This is a genomic window from Desulfobacterales bacterium (assembly GCA_028704555.1).
Lineage (GTDB): Bacteria > Desulfobacterota > Desulfobacteria > Desulfobacterales > JAQWFD01 > JAQWFD01.
In genome coordinates, this window is sequence record JAQWFD010000003.1 from 102,343 (window position 1) to 118,722 (window position 16,380).

16 protein-coding genes are annotated in these 16,380 nt (G+C 48.6%); 11 read left to right on the forward strand and 5 right to left on the reverse strand.

From position 1 onward, the window contains the following. Positions 1 to 2: 2 nt before the first annotated feature. Positions 3 to 2,924 (reverse strand): chemotaxis protein CheB, encoded by a 2,922-nt coding sequence (locus PHQ97_02330; GenBank protein MDD4391571.1) that lies wholly within the window; start codon positions 2,922 to 2,924, stop codon positions 3 to 5. A gap of 428 nt (positions 2,925 to 3,352) precedes the next feature. Here PHQ97_02330 and PHQ97_02335 point away from each other — a divergent pair, with 428 nt between their 5' ends. Then, the gene (locus PHQ97_02335; GenBank protein ID MDD4391572.1) at positions 3,353 to 3,889 is read left to right on the forward strand and encodes an NUDIX hydrolase; all 537 of its coding nucleotides are present in this window, start codon (positions 3,353 to 3,355) and stop codon (positions 3,887 to 3,889) included. Positions 3,890 to 4,003: 114 nt separating this feature from the next. On the opposite strand, the gene PHQ97_02340 is transcribed toward PHQ97_02335, so the two are convergent. Then, a complete protein-coding gene (locus tag PHQ97_02340) occupies positions 4,004 to 4,237 on the reverse strand; it encodes a tetratricopeptide repeat protein (protein ID MDD4391573.1) in 234 nt (77 codons plus the stop codon). A 249-nt stretch (positions 4,238 to 4,486) separates the two neighbouring features. On the opposite strand from PHQ97_02340, the gene PHQ97_02345 reads away from it, so the two are divergent. From PHQ97_02345 to PHQ97_02365, 5 genes are all read left to right on the forward strand, one after another. Then, positions 4,487 to 6,121 (forward strand): TolC family protein, encoded by a 1,635-nt coding sequence (locus PHQ97_02345; GenBank protein ID MDD4391574.1) that lies wholly within the window; start codon positions 4,487 to 4,489, stop codon positions 6,119 to 6,121. Positions 6,122 to 6,171: 50 nt separating this feature from the next. After that, on the forward strand, positions 6,172 to 7,887 hold the full coding sequence (locus tag PHQ97_02350) for an efflux RND transporter periplasmic adaptor subunit (GenBank protein MDD4391575.1): 1,716 nt from the start codon (positions 6,172 to 6,174) through the stop codon (positions 7,885 to 7,887). Continuing rightward, positions 7,856 to 8,536, forward strand: coding sequence for an ABC transporter ATP-binding protein (locus PHQ97_02355; protein ID MDD4391576.1), 681 nt, complete (start codon positions 7,856 to 7,858; stop codon positions 8,534 to 8,536). Before PHQ97_02350 ends, PHQ97_02355 begins: the two co-directional genes overlap by 32 nt. 160 nt (positions 8,537 to 8,696) lie before the next feature. Continuing rightward, the gene (locus PHQ97_02360; protein MDD4391577.1) at positions 8,697 to 9,941 is read left to right on the forward strand and encodes an ABC transporter permease; all 1,245 of its coding nucleotides are present in this window, start codon (positions 8,697 to 8,699) and stop codon (positions 9,939 to 9,941) included. 237 nt (positions 9,942 to 10,178) lie between these two features. Next, a complete protein-coding gene (locus PHQ97_02365; GenBank protein MDD4391578.1) occupies positions 10,179 to 10,838 on the forward strand; it encodes a hypothetical protein in 660 nt (219 codons plus the stop codon). 133 nt (positions 10,839 to 10,971) lie between these two features. Here PHQ97_02365 and PHQ97_02370 read toward each other — a convergent pair whose 3' ends face one another. Beyond that, positions 10,972 to 11,451, reverse strand: a complete 480-nt coding sequence (locus PHQ97_02370) for a DUF456 domain-containing protein (GenBank protein ID MDD4391579.1) — start codon at positions 11,449 to 11,451, stop codon at positions 10,972 to 10,974. 280 nt (positions 11,452 to 11,731) lie between these two features. Between PHQ97_02370 and PHQ97_02375 the strand changes: the two genes are divergently transcribed. Together PHQ97_02375 and PHQ97_02380 are read left to right on the forward strand one after the other, a co-directional pair. Then, positions 11,732 to 12,304, forward strand: a complete 573-nt coding sequence (locus tag PHQ97_02375) for a hypothetical protein (protein MDD4391580.1) — start codon at positions 11,732 to 11,734, stop codon at positions 12,302 to 12,304. A 369-nt stretch (positions 12,305 to 12,673) separates the two neighbouring features. Then, positions 12,674 to 13,261, forward strand: a complete 588-nt coding sequence (locus tag PHQ97_02380; protein ID MDD4391581.1) for an isoprenylcysteine carboxylmethyltransferase family protein — start codon at positions 12,674 to 12,676, stop codon at positions 13,259 to 13,261. Positions 13,262 to 13,483: 222 nt separating this feature from the next. Here PHQ97_02380 and PHQ97_02385 read toward each other — a convergent pair whose 3' ends face one another. Further along, positions 13,484 to 13,684, reverse strand: coding sequence for a hypothetical protein (locus PHQ97_02385; GenBank protein ID MDD4391582.1), 201 nt, complete (start codon positions 13,682 to 13,684; stop codon positions 13,484 to 13,486). Between the two features lie 38 nt (positions 13,685 to 13,722). Here PHQ97_02385 and PHQ97_02390 point away from each other — a divergent pair, with 38 nt between their 5' ends. From PHQ97_02390 to PHQ97_02400, 3 genes are all read left to right on the forward strand, one after another. Then, positions 13,723 to 14,181: a YbaK/EbsC family protein gene (locus PHQ97_02390; protein MDD4391583.1), complete on the forward strand. Its 459-nt coding sequence runs from the start codon at positions 13,723 to 13,725 to the stop codon at positions 14,179 to 14,181. A gap of 194 nt (positions 14,182 to 14,375) precedes the next feature. Beyond that, the gene (locus PHQ97_02395; GenBank protein MDD4391584.1) at positions 14,376 to 14,576 is read left to right on the forward strand and encodes a type II toxin-antitoxin system HicA family toxin; all 201 of its coding nucleotides are present in this window, start codon (positions 14,376 to 14,378) and stop codon (positions 14,574 to 14,576) included. Positions 14,577 to 14,588: 12 nt separating this feature from the next. Further along, positions 14,589 to 15,020, forward strand: a complete 432-nt coding sequence (locus PHQ97_02400) for a type II toxin-antitoxin system HicB family antitoxin (protein MDD4391585.1) — start codon at positions 14,589 to 14,591, stop codon at positions 15,018 to 15,020. 200 nt (positions 15,021 to 15,220) lie between these two features. Here PHQ97_02400 and PHQ97_02405 read toward each other — a convergent pair whose 3' ends face one another. Continuing rightward, entirely contained in the window at positions 15,221 to 16,294 is a 1,074-nt protein-coding gene (locus PHQ97_02405) for a hypothetical protein (protein ID MDD4391586.1), read from the reverse strand. Between the last annotated feature and the right edge of the window lie 86 nt (positions 16,295 to 16,380).

Consider the following 16,380-nt stretch of genomic DNA (forward strand, 5'->3'; position numbering starts at 1 on the left):
AATTAATCTGCGGGCAGCCACGCCAGATCCCGCTCTGTAGTCGCAAATTCAATCGGCTGGCCGCTTTCGTCGGTCAGTAGTGTGGCAGTGAGCCAGATATCTAAAAGTTTGCCGTCCTTTGTCAGCCGCCGGGTTTTGAGTGCCTGCACGGTGTCACCCTTTTTGAGCTTGTCCATGAAGGCTTTTTCCGCTTTGAGTTCCTCCCCGGGAATAAGTTTTTCGATATTCATTTTTTGTGCTTCAAATTGGGTCCAGCCATACATTTTTTCGGCCCCTTTGTTCCAGGCCAGAATACGCCCCTTAAAATCCCGTACCGTAATGGCATCATTGGAATCCTCCAGAATAGTAGCCAAACGTCGGATTTTATCGGCTTGTTTGACCCTGTGGATATTCATCACCGTCATCACTACGCCGGCAATGACATTTTCGCCGGTTCGATACGGCATAATCTTCAGGGCATGCCAAATTCCGTCTTTGGACAACATTTCCGTTTCCAGGGTATTCAGATCTCTGAGGACTTTTTTGGCATGTTCAGCAAGATCGACCCCCGGAAAGCTGGTGGTAAGGTCGCTTAAGGGCCTGCCGATATCGGTTGTGATCAGTTTGATGATCCGGGCCGCCGCCGGCGTGTAGCGCTTGATATTCAGGCGGGTGTCCATAAAGATGGTGGCAATTTCGGTCGCGGCCATGAGATTGTTCATGTCGTCACTGGCCTTGGAAAGTTCATCCACTTTGTTTTGAAGTTCTGAATTGACCGTGGACAGCTCTTCATTGGTCGATTGAAGTTCCTCCCTGGATGTTTCCAGTTCCTCATTCGCGCTTTGCAGTTCCTCATTGACCGACTGCATCTCTTCGTTGTTTGAGGTGAGTTCCTCGTTTGAAGTCTCCAGCTCCTCGATGGTGGCCTGAAGATATTCACGGGTTGATTGCAGCTCCTGTTCCAGTTGGTGTATTGAGGGATCCTTGATTTTTTTTCCGGGTTCCGGCCGCAGGTGCTCATCCGGCAGACATTCAGGTGCCGTTGTCTCAAAGAGGACAAGCAGAAGACCCGGGGGCAGTCCTTCATCGGTCACAGGACTGATCGATATGTCAACCATACAGCAGGCGTTGTTATATTTGACCCGGACGCTCTTGCAGTCGATGCGCTTATTTCCCCGGGCCGCCTTGTGAAGCGCGGTCGTCAGTTTGTATTTGAGATCCTCCCGGGCCATTTTTAAAATATTGAAACTGGGCTTGCCCTCTGGCGGGACGAGGAATTTTTCTGTCTGACCGACAAATTGGAGGATCTCATATTTGTTATCGATCAAAACCCCCGCGGGTGCGTATTCGCTGAGAATCGCTTTTTCGGTTACGGCCTGGAAATCGGTTGTCATCGGCTTTCTTACACGGTCATCAGGTTCGCGCTTATCTTGATTATCATACGTGATCTTTTTTTGATAATCGATGATTCCTTCCCTGAAACTTTCCCTGCGTTGAAAGAGCTTTAATTGGGTGTTCAGCGGCTGAAATAAATCGGTAAATTCGCCGATGGCCTCAGAGTTGCCCAAAAATAAAATCCCTTGCGGATTCAATGTATAATGAAACAGCGGGATGATTTTTTTTTGAAGCGGATGGTTCAGATAAATCATCAGGTTGCGGCAGCTCACCAGATCCAGTCGTGAAAAGGGCGGGTCCCTGATGATGCTTTGCAGAGAAAAAATGATCATATCCCGGATTTGTTTTTTGATTCTGAAAACATCGTCGTCTTTTTTGAAAAATTTATCTAAACGCTCTTTGGAAATATCGGTGGCGATGTTATCCGGGAACACGCCCTTGCGGGCGGTTTCGATGGCGGCTTCATCGATATCCGTGGCAAAAATCTGTATATTGAGATATGTCTTCAGCTTTTCCATCACCTCTGAGAAAATCATGGCCAGCGAATAGGCTTCTTCTCCGGTCGAACACCCCACAACCCAGCAGCGAAGCGTTTCGTTTGATTTTCTGCCTTTCAGTAATTGGGGAAGCACCTTTTGTTCGAGCACCTGATAGGCTTCCGGGTCTCTGAAAAAGCGGGTTACGCCGATCACCAGATCTTTGAAGAGCGCATGGATTTCGAGGGGATTTTTCTGCATGTACATGATGTAGTCAGACAACTTGTCGATCTGGTGAACAGCCAGGCGGCGTTCGATCCGCCGGTGGATGGTGGTTTGTTTGTATTGTGAAAAATCGTGACCGGTGGCGCTGCGGATCAGGGCAAAAACTTTCTGGAGATCGTGTTGAATGCCGGACTCAGCAACGTTGATCTTGCCGGGCGACTTTAAAAATGGGTGCTTGACATAGCTGATCAACGCTTTGGGCATCTTTTCCACCGGAAGGACTAAATCGACCAGGCCGGTTCCGATGGCGCTCTTGGGCATCCCGTCGTATTTGGCCGTGTTGGGATCCTGGGCCATGACCATGCCGCCTTCACCCTTGATGGCCTTGATACCCAGCGTCCCGTCCGAGGCTGTTCCTGAAACAATGATGCCGATCGCCTTTTCTTTCAGGTCCTCCGACAGAGATCGGAAAAAAAAATCAATCGGCATGTTGATCGCGCTGCTTTTAACCGGCTCCATCAGATGAAGGCTGCGATTGAAAACGGCCACGTTTTTATTGGGCGGGTTGAGATAGACGCAATTGGGTTTAAGGGCCGTGCCGTCTTCGATCTCACTGACGGTCATCCGGGTATGCTTTGCCAGGAGCGAAGCCATGATGCTTTTGAAATTCGGACTGAGGTGCTGGATGATCACAAAGGCAATGTCGGCTTCAGGCGGCATGTTGGAAAAAAAAACTTCAAGGGTTTCCAGACCACCGGCAGAAGCACCGATGCCGACAATCGGGAAGCTGGCGTGTTTATTGGAAGATTTTTTTTTGGAAGGTGGAGTTTCATCCCCATTGGTTGACATCGCCAGTGCCTTTCCGGTTGAAAAATTAGTATGTTATACTTGATAGATTCTTTTGTAAAAAGACAAATCAGCCCGTAAAATTTATTTTTTTCGAAGCTCCGAAGCTGATGGGGTGGTAAATCATCAGGTTGTTTTGCATATCAATACGTAAGTAATATTTCAAAAGAGAAAATTGTAGGGAAAAAGTTGAATAGAGAAGTATTTTCTGTTTACTATGTTTTAAATCTAACACAATTCATATTTTTTTCAACCGGATTTTTCTGGCCTTGTTCTTCCGGAAACAGGCGGGCTGATGACTCGGCTTTATACGATAAAACAGACTTTTTTAGCAAAACAGGTTGATTACAGAAGCAAAATGGCATAACTATACAACCGATGGCCTGAATTTGGGCCATAATGATTTGATTTTTTACGGGGACGTTACATTTATGAACTATTGCAGCAATTGCGGTGCTCGGGTAACATTCAAAGTTCCTCCGGGTGATGAGCGAAAACGATATGTCTGTGATGTTTGCAACACCATCTATTATGAAAATCCAAAAGTGGTCGTGGGCTGTATACCGCAGTGGGAAGACAAGGTCCTGTTATGTCGCCGTTCCATAGAACCCCGTTATGGGAAATGGACCCTGCCGGCCGGTTATATGGAAAACGGAGAAACCGTATCCGAAGGGGCGAAACGCGAGGTTCTGGAAGAAGCCGGGACGCAGGTACATATCATTTCCCTGTACGGATTGTATAACCTGTCATCCATCAATCAGATTTATATAATTTTTCTGGCACGGATGATTAATGATAATTTCAGCCCCGGCAGTGAAAGCCTGGATGCCAGGTTATTTGACAGAAATGAAATCCCGTGGGATGAACTTGCGTTTATCCCGATTCAAGATACCCTTCGGCAATATATCAACGATTGGCCCAGCGGGAAATTTCCGTTTCACATGACCGATATCACATTGGAAAAATAACTTCTCTTTGCCGACGACCCCAAAAATTACAACCGTGGACAGGGGCAGATTCGGCCGTTTGTCCTGAGGAAAAAACCCCGTTATTTTGTCTGTGCAGCTATGGGGGAAAGAACATCACGGCTTCTGCGTTTGAATATCCAGTTCCGCAAGTCGGTCTCTGGCAAATACAGCAAATTCGCTGTCCGGGTATTTCTGCAGGATTTCTTCATACAGCCGGCGGGCATGTTCCGGATTCTGCTGTATTTCTTCCAGTTTTGCGGTTTCATACAGCTCTTCCGCCTGAGTGGTGCATGATGCCGTAAGCGCCAGGGATATCAGCATAACCAAAATGAGAACGATCCGTTTCACAGGTCCTCCTTTGAATATATAGGAAGGAATCGATCTGGTAAGTGTTTAAAAACAGGTTGCCTTGATTGCAGTTAAATTCATGACATATTCATAATATAGTCCCGCTGGATAAGCAATATCAATGTCCGGTTATGGGCCCGGGACAGTATTGTAAAATCCGGAATGATCGTGTACGGAATATCAGTCAACTGGCGTCTGTTTGATTGATTTCCGGAGAAATGTTCCATGCCGTTTGAGCGGATAAAGCATATGACACGATACGTCACGACCGGCCGGATCGTACTGATCGGCCTGATTATTCTGGGTTCTGCAGGGTGCGCTGCCACACATTACCGTGAAAGTGCCGACCGGCAGGTATACGGGATATTAAACAAAATTCACAGCGAATTTTACGATTCGGCACAGCAATATGACATTGAACAGCTGCCCCGTGATCCACTCAAGGATCTTTTTCAATCTCCGGCCCCGCTGATGGAGATACCCGCAGCGATGCAACGGTTTTCCACCCCTGCCTTGATCATATCTCTTGAAAAAGCCTTTGAAATCGCGACCTGGCATAACCGGGAATATCAGAGCCGAAAGGAAGATGTTTACCTGACGGCGCTGTCTCTGACCGAGCAGCAGAATGAATTTTCCAGTCAGTTTGGCGGTCTGATATCCGGCCTCTGGACGGCAACCGGCGATGATGAATCCCTGACTGCTGAAGGCGGGCTGAGCATCAGCCGTCTGCTCAGGACCGGGGCGTCCATTGGTATTGATTTAAGCACCGAATTTCTGCGGTATCTGACGGGAGACCCCCGCCGGACGATTTCTTCGATTCTGGCGGTCGGCATCATTCAGCCGCTCTGGAGAGGTGCCGGAGAAACGATCGCGACGGAAAATATGAAACAGGCGGAACGAAATGTGATCTATGACATAAGATCGCTTGCACGGTTCAGAAAAACCTTTATTGTCGATATCGCATCTTCTCATTTCCGGATACTCCAGCAGCGGGCGGTTGTGCGTAATGAACGGCAGAATTACCTGAACCTGATCGTAGCCGGAGACCGGGCACAGATGATGGCAAAGGCAGGGCGTCTGCCGGAATTTCAGTCGGATCAGGCCATACAGGATCAGCTGCGAGCCATGGATCGGTGGACCCGGGCGGTAAAAACGTACTATGAATTGCTGGATAATTATAAACTGGAGCTCGGACTTTCAATAGATGCCAACGTGGATCTGGACGATGCCGATCTTGAAAAGCTGGTTCGCATCGGCATCCAGCATACGGATATTGTGCTTGAACGCTCGGTGGCGATGGCGCTTGAGTTCCGGCAGGATTTAAAAAACAGCAATGATCAGCTCGAAGATGCCAGACGTAAAATAGAGGTGGCTGCAAACAGCCTCGGGCCTGATATTAATTTGACTTTCGACGCCAGTGTGCCCAGCCGGCCGCAGACGCATCCGGCTGAACTTCGCTTTGACGATGCGGCATGGAATGCCGGTATCGATGTGGATCTTCCTCTGGAGCGGCTTTCGGAGCGCAATGATTACCGGCGGGCGTTGATCGCATATGAACGGGCAAAAAGAATCTTGGGTCTGAAAACAGATGAAGTCAGACTTGAAGTGACCGATGCGTGGCGAGCCCTGCTGCAGGCCCGGGAAAGCTATGATATCCAGCTCAGCAGCGTCAAACTGGCACAGCAGCGGGTTGACAGCACAACCCTGCTGCTTCAGGCAGGTCGTGCCGATACCCGGGATCTTCTGGAATCTCAGGCGGCGCTGGTAGAGGCACAAAATGCCCTGGTTCGCGCGCTGATGGATCATACGATCGCGCGGCTGCAATTTTATCGGGACACCGGCGCGTTGAAACCTGACAATAATATTCTGGACAGTGTGTATTAACCATCCCTGATGTGGCCGAAAGATGAAAATTTCGATTGAGGTCCGACAAGATGATTGAGAAAAAATCCATATTGAAAAAAATTTACCTGAGTGTCGCGGGCATCGTTTTTGCCGGGCTGCTCCTCTGGTTCATCCTTGCCACGGGACGATTTGATTCGGGCCACGCCGTGAATGATGCATCCACTTATACGGTCAAACGGGGGAATCTGGTGATCAGCGTTCTGGAAAGCGGCAATCTCAAGGCGCGTTATTCCCTGGATATTCGCTCCGAAGTGGAAGGTACCACCACCATAATCAGCATCGTTGCCGAGGGTACGTTGATTACCGAAGCGGATGTGAACCTGAAAAAAGTGCTCATCGAACTGGATTCCTCACTGCTCAGAGATAATGCCACCCAGCATGAAATATTACTGAACCAGGCTAAATCCGACTTTGGTCAGGCAGAGGAAAATTTGAATATCCAGCTGAAACAAAACGACAGTGACATTAAATCCGGTGAACTGACATTGAAATTTGCCCGGATGGATCTGGAAAAATATCTGGGAGCAGCGATTGTCTCCGAAATGTTGCCCGAAGGCGAGATCGAGTTCAGAGATCTTGTCAACCGCAGGGACCTGGGAGGGGAGGCGCTGCAGCAGAATCGCAATTTTCAGTCTGAAATCGAACTGGCAAAGGAAGAGGTGACCCTGGCGCAAAATAAACTGAACTGGACCCGGGAACTCTTTTCCAAGGGCTATGTCACCCGCGATGAACTGGAAGCTGACAGGCTGTCGCTGAAACGGAAAAACGTGGAGCTGGAGAAGTCCCACACGGCGTTGGATCTGTTTTTGAAGTATGATTTTGCCAAAGAAACGGAAAAACTCATATCAGCTGAACTTGAAGCACAGCGGGAACTGGAACGGATAATCGCCCGGGCCAGAAGCATGGAAATTCAGGCACGTGCGGACTGGGAATCCAAAAAATTAAATTATGAACTCCAGCTCAATAAATTCCAGAAGCTCAAGGACCAGATCGAAAAATGTACGATCCGGGCGACTCAGCCCGGACTGGTGGTTTATGCCGGTGGCGGTGATATGTGGCGCCGGCGTCAGGAGCCGATCGAAGAGGGGGCGACGGTCAGAGAGCGTCAGCAGTTGATCACGCTTCCGGATCTTTCCGTGATGGCGGTGGATGTAAAAGTGATCGAATCGGCCGTAGAAAAAGTCAAAAAAGGACAGAAAGCCATCATCCGTCTGGATGCATTTCCGGATATGCCGCTGAGCGGATATGTAAATAAAATTGCCCTGGTGCCGGATTCTCAGGCCAGCTGGTTGAATCCGGACCTGAAGGTATATTCTTCGGAAGTCGTCATCGACGGCAGAAATCTTAAAAACCTGAAACCCGGTTTAACCGCCGCGGTGGAAATTATTTCCGAGAAATTGACAGATGTGATTGTCGTGCCGGTGCAGGCTGTTTTCCCATATGACGGCCGATCCGTGTGCTATGTGGTCAAAAGAGGCTATTATGAAGCCCGTCCCGTCCTGCTGGGCAATGCCGGCGAAAGTTTTATCCATATTCTTAAAGGGCTGGTTGCCGGCGAAGACATACTGCTTCGGGAACCGGGTCCGGGTGAGCGGGTGCAAGCGGTTCCGGCGTCATTTACGGTTGAAAAACCGGAAATTTCAGAAATGCCCGGGGATGATATCCGGGACGGAAAAAAACCGGGGCCTGTGCCAGCCGGCAGGAAGATGAATCATGGCGCTGATCAGACTCAAACAGATCAATAAGACATATGTTCTGGGAAAAGGCGCCGTGACGGTTCATGCGCTGCGCCGTATTGACCTGTCCATCGACCGGGGCGAGTATATCGCCGTCATGGGTCCTTCGGGTTCCGGAAAGTCGACGCTGCTGAACATCCTTGGATGTCTTGACCGTCCGACAGACGGCCAGTACATGCTCGACGGCCAGGATGTATCCGGACTCGATGACGATGCACTGTCCGGTATCCGGTGCCGCAAGCTGGGGTTTATTTTTCAGTCCTACAATCTGATCCCCGAACTTTCGATCCTGGAGAATATCGAAATGCCGTTATACTATCAGGGGCAATCCGAACGGGCCAGTCGGGAAAAGGCCCTGGAGCTTGCGGAACGGGTCGGATTGACCGATCGGATTCACCACAAGCCGGCAGAACTGTCCGGAGGCCAGCAGCAGCGGGTTGCCATCGCCAGGGCGCTTGTCAATGATTCTCTGATTATTCTTGCTGATGAGCCGACCGGAAATCTTGACAGCGAAACCACCGGAGATATCCTGCAGATTCTCGATCGCCTTCATCAGAATGGGAAAACCCTGATCACTGTCACTCACGATCGTGAAGTGGGCGCCAGGGCACAGCGGATTATCCGCATGCGCGACGGACGGATTGAGAAGGACGCGTAAACTAGGCAGTAGGGAGTAAGGAGCAGGCAGGGAAAAATAGGGTTCAGGGAATAAGGTGCAGGGTAAAGGGTACAAGGTATAGGGTGTAGGGACGGACCCCCGTGTCCGCCCATTGGATTTCCCTTAACCGTTTTCTCTTAACAGGTAACTGATAATTGACATGTTTTTTAAAATAAAGAGACACCTGAAACTGGGGTTTAAAAGCCTGCTGAGACATCCGCTCCGATCGGTACTGACGATGCTGGGCATGGTGTTCGGGGTGGGGGCTGTGGTGGCGATGCTGGCCGTTGGGGAAGGGGCCAGTTATGAATCCCAGCAGCGCATCAGGGGGCTGGGAAGCCAGAATATCATTATCAGGAGTATTAAACCATCGATAGAAGAGAAAAAAAGCGGTTCGTCTCACGCTGTCAGTTCTGCTGTTTACGGTCTGACCTACAAGGATGCCGAGAGAATTAAGTCTACGGTATCCGGCATCGAGGTATTGATTCCGGTTCGGGAAATCCGTCAGGATATATGGAACGGTCCGCGGAAGGCTGACGGGCTGGTCAGGGGAACGGTGCCCTGGTATGTAGCGATTACGGGCCAGAAAATTAAAAGGGGCCGGTTCATCACCTCTGTGGATATGGACGGATGCCTGCCCGTATGTGTGATAACGACTGCTTTACGGCATGCGCTTTTTCCTTATGAAGATCCGTTGAACAAAACGGTTAAAATATCTGCGGTTTTTTATCGTGTCATCGGTGTGCTGGAAACCTCTGATGCGGATGATCAGCAGGTTTTTATCCCTTTTACCACCGCCCGGGAACGGTTTGGCAAGACCATTCTGAAAATCAAGTCCGGATCGTTTGAAGCCGAAACCGTCGAGCTGCATCAGATTTTTGTAAAAGTCACCCACATTGAAAATGTCGTTTCGGTCGCTGATGTGATTCGCAACCTTCTGGACCGATACCATTCCAAGGAAGATTTCGAAATGATTGTCCCCCTGAGGCTGCTGGAGGAGATCAAACGAAGCGCGCGAATGTTCAGCCTGGTACTGGGAATGATTGCCGCAATTTCCCTGCTGGTCGGTGGTATCGGAATTATGAACATCATGCTGGCCAATGTGACCGAGCGAACCCGTGAAATCGGAATTCGGCGTGCCATCGGAGCCAATAAAAGAGATATCGTGGCGCAGTTTTTATCAGAGACGGTGGTGCTTTCGCTGCTCGGCGGGGTTCTGGGGCTTGGCATCGGCATAGTCCTGCCGTTGGCGATCACTTTTTTCACCGGGATGAAAGTGATTTTCACCCCATGGTCACTGATACTTGCATTTTCCATTTCAGCCATCGAGGGGGTTGTTTTCGGTATTTATCCCGCCTATCGTGCGGCCAATATGGATCCGATCGAGGCACTGCGGCATGGCTGACCGGAATCCCTCAAATCTACTTGACAGTGTATGCCGGATAGGGGTAGTTATAGCTCATTTATTCCAAAATGCTGACGATAGCCAAAAGAAATCGCCCGTGTCATACGGCTCTTCGGGCTGACTTGCGCTTTTTGAAACAGGTGCCTGGCGATATCTGACACGATAGCTGATCACCCAACCATCGTTGGGTATGATTAAGTTTAAAGATAATTATCTAACGATCTGATGGGGACTGTGATGGTTGAAAAATGGGATGAATTTGAGTGGTGGCAGGCACTGTATAAAGACAGACAGCGCTCTCTGGAAGGGCTTCTTTCTTCGGAACCATTGACAGAGAACAGCATCTTCATATGGTGTGAAATTTCACCGCCCAAAAAAAAAGATGCTAAGAACGGGAAATGGGATGTTTACCCGAAGCCCTTGGCACTGGCCGGATTCCTCAGATATGTTGGATTACCGGCTTATTTTGATGTCTGGCTGGTCAGGGAAGAATGGGATCGTGAACCGGCGGCATTCAGGCATCCGGATGAGTTGCTGACGATGGCGGACTCCGTATCCGGCAGCCGATTTAAAGACATGATTCCTGTCATGCAGGAAATTTATTGTAAACTGGACAACTTGTTTGATCTTCCGGATGAACAGGTCCGGAAGGGACTCAGACAGGTTGCCGATCTGTTCAATGAAAACTGGTCTGAAACCGGTAGCTGGCATTTTAAAATTCAAACGTTTGATACACCGGCACAAGTCGGAGAACGGGTATTTACCCTCCAGAAAACATCCGATCATCCGTTTGAAATGTCAAAGCGGCAGTGGATGGATCTTTGCAATAGCGTCGTCAAAGATTTCCAAAGCCAAGCTCAATTTCTGAAGATTCTTTCAGAAAATTCATGGTTCTGAGGGTGCTATCGTTAAATGTGGATACGGCATCGCTGTTATCTATCCAAAATGACTATTATAAACGGAAAATCGCTAATTCGCCGTTTATTTTACAGGGCAAGCGCACATGGGGGAAACAGACTGTGGATGGACACTACACGAACAATGCCCTGATGCACAGAAACAGCACAAGCGTACAATAGGCCAGCTTCAGACCGATACTCACCATGTTTCCGATAAAAATTCCCCAGCCGGCCCCCAACGCCTGTTTGATCATTTTCCCGTTGATCAGCTCCCCGGCAACAGCGCCGGCCAGTGCTCCGATAAAAACCCCTAACGGCGGGAACATAAACATGCCAAGCAGCATCCCGATCACAGACCCCCACAGCCCCGGCCTGGAAGCCCCGTATCTTTTAGCCGCGGCAACCGGAATGACGAAATCCAGCAGTGAAACCAGCAGCATCAATCCCCCCATAACCGATATGAACGGGATGCTCAGCAGTTCCTGGCTGTTGGAAACATACACCATGCAGAGCGCAGAAAAACTCAGTAACGGGCCCGGAATAACCGGAAAGATACACCCCAGCAGGCCGATAACGCTTAACAGTAAAGCGAATATGATGAATACATACATGATGATTTTTCCGAATCAAACCGAAAATGGCTGATCATTCGCAGCTTATTGACTTTAAAACAAGTTTATATGTGATTTGCGGTTGAATCACAATACGTTTATCTGTTGTGATCCGGGTTCGCAATATTCCGGTTCATTTGGTATTGCCGCAAAAAGCCCATTGTTTATCATTGCTTTTTGGGGTAATTCAGGTGCCGGGACATTGTGTTGCTCTGAAAAATATGTGGAATCATGACCCCTGAATTTTTATCAGGGGCCAGGGAAATCAAGAAAGGCTTATATGAATTGTTCCGTCAATTCCATGATCAATTTCAGAAGGCTGGTTTTCCGGCTGCTGGATCAATACGAACTGCCGGTATGGGGAACACACGGTGTGTCTCACTGGGCGCGGGTCTGTGAAAACGGCCTTCGGCTGGCAACGATAACCGGGGCCGATACCCGGGTGGTCAAGCTGTTTGCCGTGCTTCACGATGCCCGCCGGAGAACCGAGGGACGGGATTTCACGCACGGGCCTATGGGGGCTGAACTGGCCGCAGCGCTCCGGGCAAGTTATTTTGAAATTCCGGATGATGATTTTGAATTGTTGTATACGGCATGTGCGGATCATACCAACGGGAAAACCCATGCCGACATCACCATCCAGACCTGCTGGGACGCTGACCGTCTGGACCTGGGGCGGGTGGGGAAAATGCCCGATCCGGACAGGCTGTGCACCGATGCGGCAAAAGCCCCTGAAACGATTGCCTGGGCCAATCAGAGAAGTATGGCGCGCGTGGTCCCGGATCTGATTTTTGAGGAATGGGGGCTGGGTCGACCGGAGGAATCCTGTCCCTCTGAATTCGGGTGTCATTGACAGGCCAGCCCCGCCCCTTGCCAGAAAAAACAGCGCCGGCTTTCAGCCTTCGCACGGAACGAGGTTTTTTAATTTGCCAAAATCTTTCAAAACCTGTACAAAAATGAAAATTGCGGGAATGAATGGCAGAGACTCAAAAGGAGTGTCAAGCCCGCTTGTTGCATGAACGGTTTCGGGACTGTGCTGAAAAAGTACCTTTAGAACAAGATTATTCCCGCCAGGATAATTCAGGTTGTCGTAATATTTACCGCCCCCATGTCTTATCCGTTTTAAAAATATGTCTTGCCGGCCGCATGCAATATCCGGGGGAAAACCGTCACTACGGAGGTTGGATCAGTGCATGATACGTTTGAACGATTAAGATTGTCAGTGAGTTGGATCTTTGGGGGATTATTTATCGCGTTTATTTGTTTTACAAGAAATTTATATGCGGAAACCCCTTTTTTTGAGTCGATTGAAATTTTGGGCTATGGCCTGATTATTATCGCTGTCATCGGAAGAATCTGGTGCAGTGTGTATATTGCAGGCCGAAAAGACGAAGAGCTGACAACCGATGGCCCGTATTCCATCTGGAGAAATCCGCTGTATATTTTTTCCTTTATCGGTGCGATGGGCATCGTGCTGAGTTCAACCCGTGCTATCATGTTGATCGTATTAATCCCCGCCTATTGCGGATACTACTATTATGTCATAAAATCCGAAGAACAGCGGCTGGCCCAATTGTTCGGCCAGCCCTATCTCGACTATTGCAGCAGGGTCAATGGTATTTTTCCGAATTTTAACAATTACTGGTCCAGAAAAAATATTGATGTCAAGCCGGTGGTATTGTTCCGCTCGATAGCAAACACGACCTGGCTTCTGTGGGCCATCCTGGTAATGGAATTTCTGGAATATGCCCAGACAACTCAAATTGATGGGCACGTTCTCCTTCCTATATTAGTAAATTTGCCTTTTTAAATAATATTGATACCTGAAGCGGCGGGGCAGGGTATAAGGGCTGCGGAAACAATAAATTGTACCGGCTTGCTTGCCTTTTCGAACTCCTGCGGCCACACTTCGGAACGATGGCCGAAGTTATGATCGAGTCCCTAACGTTCACGTGCCGCCACCCTGTCGGGGGCTGATTCTACTTGATAAGGGACCAAACGGATCCCGGACAATCCCGATAGCCCACATAAATTACAGCCCGGGTCGTTTTCGTTTTATTTCCATATGTTGCATCATCGCATCCACGGCTTCTACCGCATCGGTTTTCACATGAAGAAATCTTCCCTGAAATTCAGAGCGCAGGCAGCGTGACAGACAGCTGACTGCGGATAAAAAAGTCAATGGCCTTGACACTTCCGGCAGATACGGGTAGGTAAATTTTTGCCGAGGCACTGAGCTTACCTGCAGACATCACTTTAAGGATAACGATCATGAGCGTGGAAAGCGTCAAAGCGTATTTTAAGGAAAACAATTTTCCCTGTGACATCATGGAAATGGATCAGACTACCGAAACCGTTGAAACCGCCGCCCGGGTCCTGGGTGTGGAACCGGCACTGATTGCCAAGACCCTCGGGTTCAAACTCAGGGATCGGTTTATCCTGGTGGTGACAAAGGGCGATGCCCGGATCGATAACCAGAAGTTTAAACACTGTTTCCCGGGCAAAAGCCGCATGATGAGGCCGGGCGAAGTGGTGGAGATTACCGGCCACCCCGTGGGCGGTGTGTGCCCGTTCGGTTTAAAACAGAAAATTGACATCTACGTGGACAAAAGTTTGAATCAGTTCGACATCGTCTACCCGGCCGCCGGTTCCCGGAATTCATGCATCAAAATCACCCCGGACGAACTGTATCGGATCACCGGCGGGAAGTGGGTGGATGTGTGCGGGTAGGGAAACAGCGTAAAAAAGCTGATGGCTGATGGCTGATGGATAAGCCAGATAACAGAGGACAGGGGACGGGGAGCAGACAGGATTAACCTGATATATAACAGATTTCAGTGACCGCGGTTTTTGTGCCCACCTGAAAGTCCATTGTTATGTATTTAATATTGACAATAGGACACTATTGTCCTAAATTAAAGCTGATGAAAACAAAACAGCTGATCAGCAAGCTAAAATCACTCGGTGTCGAAATAACCAAGGGGCGAGGTAAAGGCGGTCACCAACTCGCACGCTATAAAGACAAGCAGGCCACAATCCCCATTCACGGTGATGCCGACATCGGTCCGATTTTTATTAAAATGATTTGCAAGCAGCTTGATATTAATCCAGATAAAATTCTGTGAATGGAGGTATATATGCTTCAAAGTTATCCCATCAATCTTGCTCTCGATGATAATGGGACGGTTGTTGCCCGGTTTCCGGATGTTCCGGAAGCAATGACGGTTGGCGTAGATGAAAACAACGCCACTGAATGGGCGCAGGATGCCCTTGTCGTAGCCCTTTCGGGCTATATGGATGGCCATCGTGATATTCCTGCACCATCCAAGCCTGAAAAGGGCCAAAAATCCGTTCCGCTGCCTCCCCAGGTGGCAATGAAATTATCAATTTATCAAGCCATGCGAGACCAGGGTGTCACCCAATCAGCCCTCGGAGAATGTGTTGGAGTTGATGGCCGTCAGGTTCGTCGAATATTAGATCTTGACCACAATACCAGCCTTGCTCAACTGGTTCGAGCTCTCCAGTGCCTTGGCAAAAAATTGATTCTTGATATTCGAGATGCAGCATAGATTTGCAAAACCAAAAACCGAAGATTTGTTGCTGTCTGCTTTCAGGTAGCTGGAATCGGGGATTTTAAGGGAAATTATTGTAAAAGCAGAGATTGAAAACAAAAAGAAACGCGCAATTTCAACACCTTTTTTACATTGGGTTGACGGGCCATACCGTTTTTCTTAGTTTCATTGATTACGTTTCAGATATTTCGGGTGAACTACTGATAATTCAAGAGCCCCCCTATAAACGCTTGTACGCCTTTTTTTCTTAGGATCTCAATGAAGTCGTCCCAGCGGGTTACTTTTGGTTTGCGGAAACTGCCAAGGTTTTCTATCTGTTCAGCCACCTGGGATGATGAAATCACTTTCGCATTCGTAGTATGTTTAATTGACTGGAGAAGTTGAATGATCGCGTTCGCGTTTTTGATATAATCAAGTGCGTTAGAAATATTGAACACTGCGACATCGCAGTCGAGTGTTCGTTGAAGGCCCAATAAAGCATCTTGGTGTTGTAAATCGACGCATAAGATCGAAATCCTGCCGTTTTCCGCCATTCTTGATAAAACCTGACAGGCAAACTCATTTTTGAACCACTGGGAATAGTTGATTTTTGATCGAGACTTCTTTTCGATGTCAATCAGCAATTTTTTGAATTTCAGGCCGGCTTCGTCTGGGGTGCAGATAAGATTCAGTTCATTCACATAATCATCCAAAGAGTGTCTCCAGTATGCAGTGCAGTCAGTTAGAAGTTGTGACAGATTTATTTGTGTATCAGTCTGAACTTGTGTTTTCCAATGCACTTTTCTTAAGACCATCTTGTCTACATGTGTCGATTGGGCCAGCAAGGATCGAAGTTTTTCGACAGCCTTTACTGTCTCAGTGTTAATATCGACTGAAACAATTTGAGTACAGGATGCAATCTTGGTCGCAATGTCCAAAACAGATCCCGAAACTCCAACAACAGCGCCAGCATCCATCCCGCCGTAATTCAGGGCCGCCCACAATTCTTCTTGTTCAAAACCTTTCTCATTGGAGAAAGGATAAGCCAGCTCTGGATTGGTTATTGTACCACTCAAGTATGCAATTGGCGGATATGACGGTGGAGCGACTATCCGATTCGGTATTATTTGTGTCAGAATATCTTCAGAAACTTCATGAGCACTGGTGATATCCATGCCGCTCACTTGGAACACGTATCTATTAGGGGGAAGAAGTCGGATTATCTTGCCATGCACTTCCTTTCCGGGAACACCCTGATTCTTGGTTACATATTCGCCCAGCCGGAATTTCATGATTTATTCACCTCATAAAGTTTCGTAGCCCACTCTGAGTTTGATGATGAGTGCCCCAAAGTAAAATCGTAGTTTTACCGATTTTC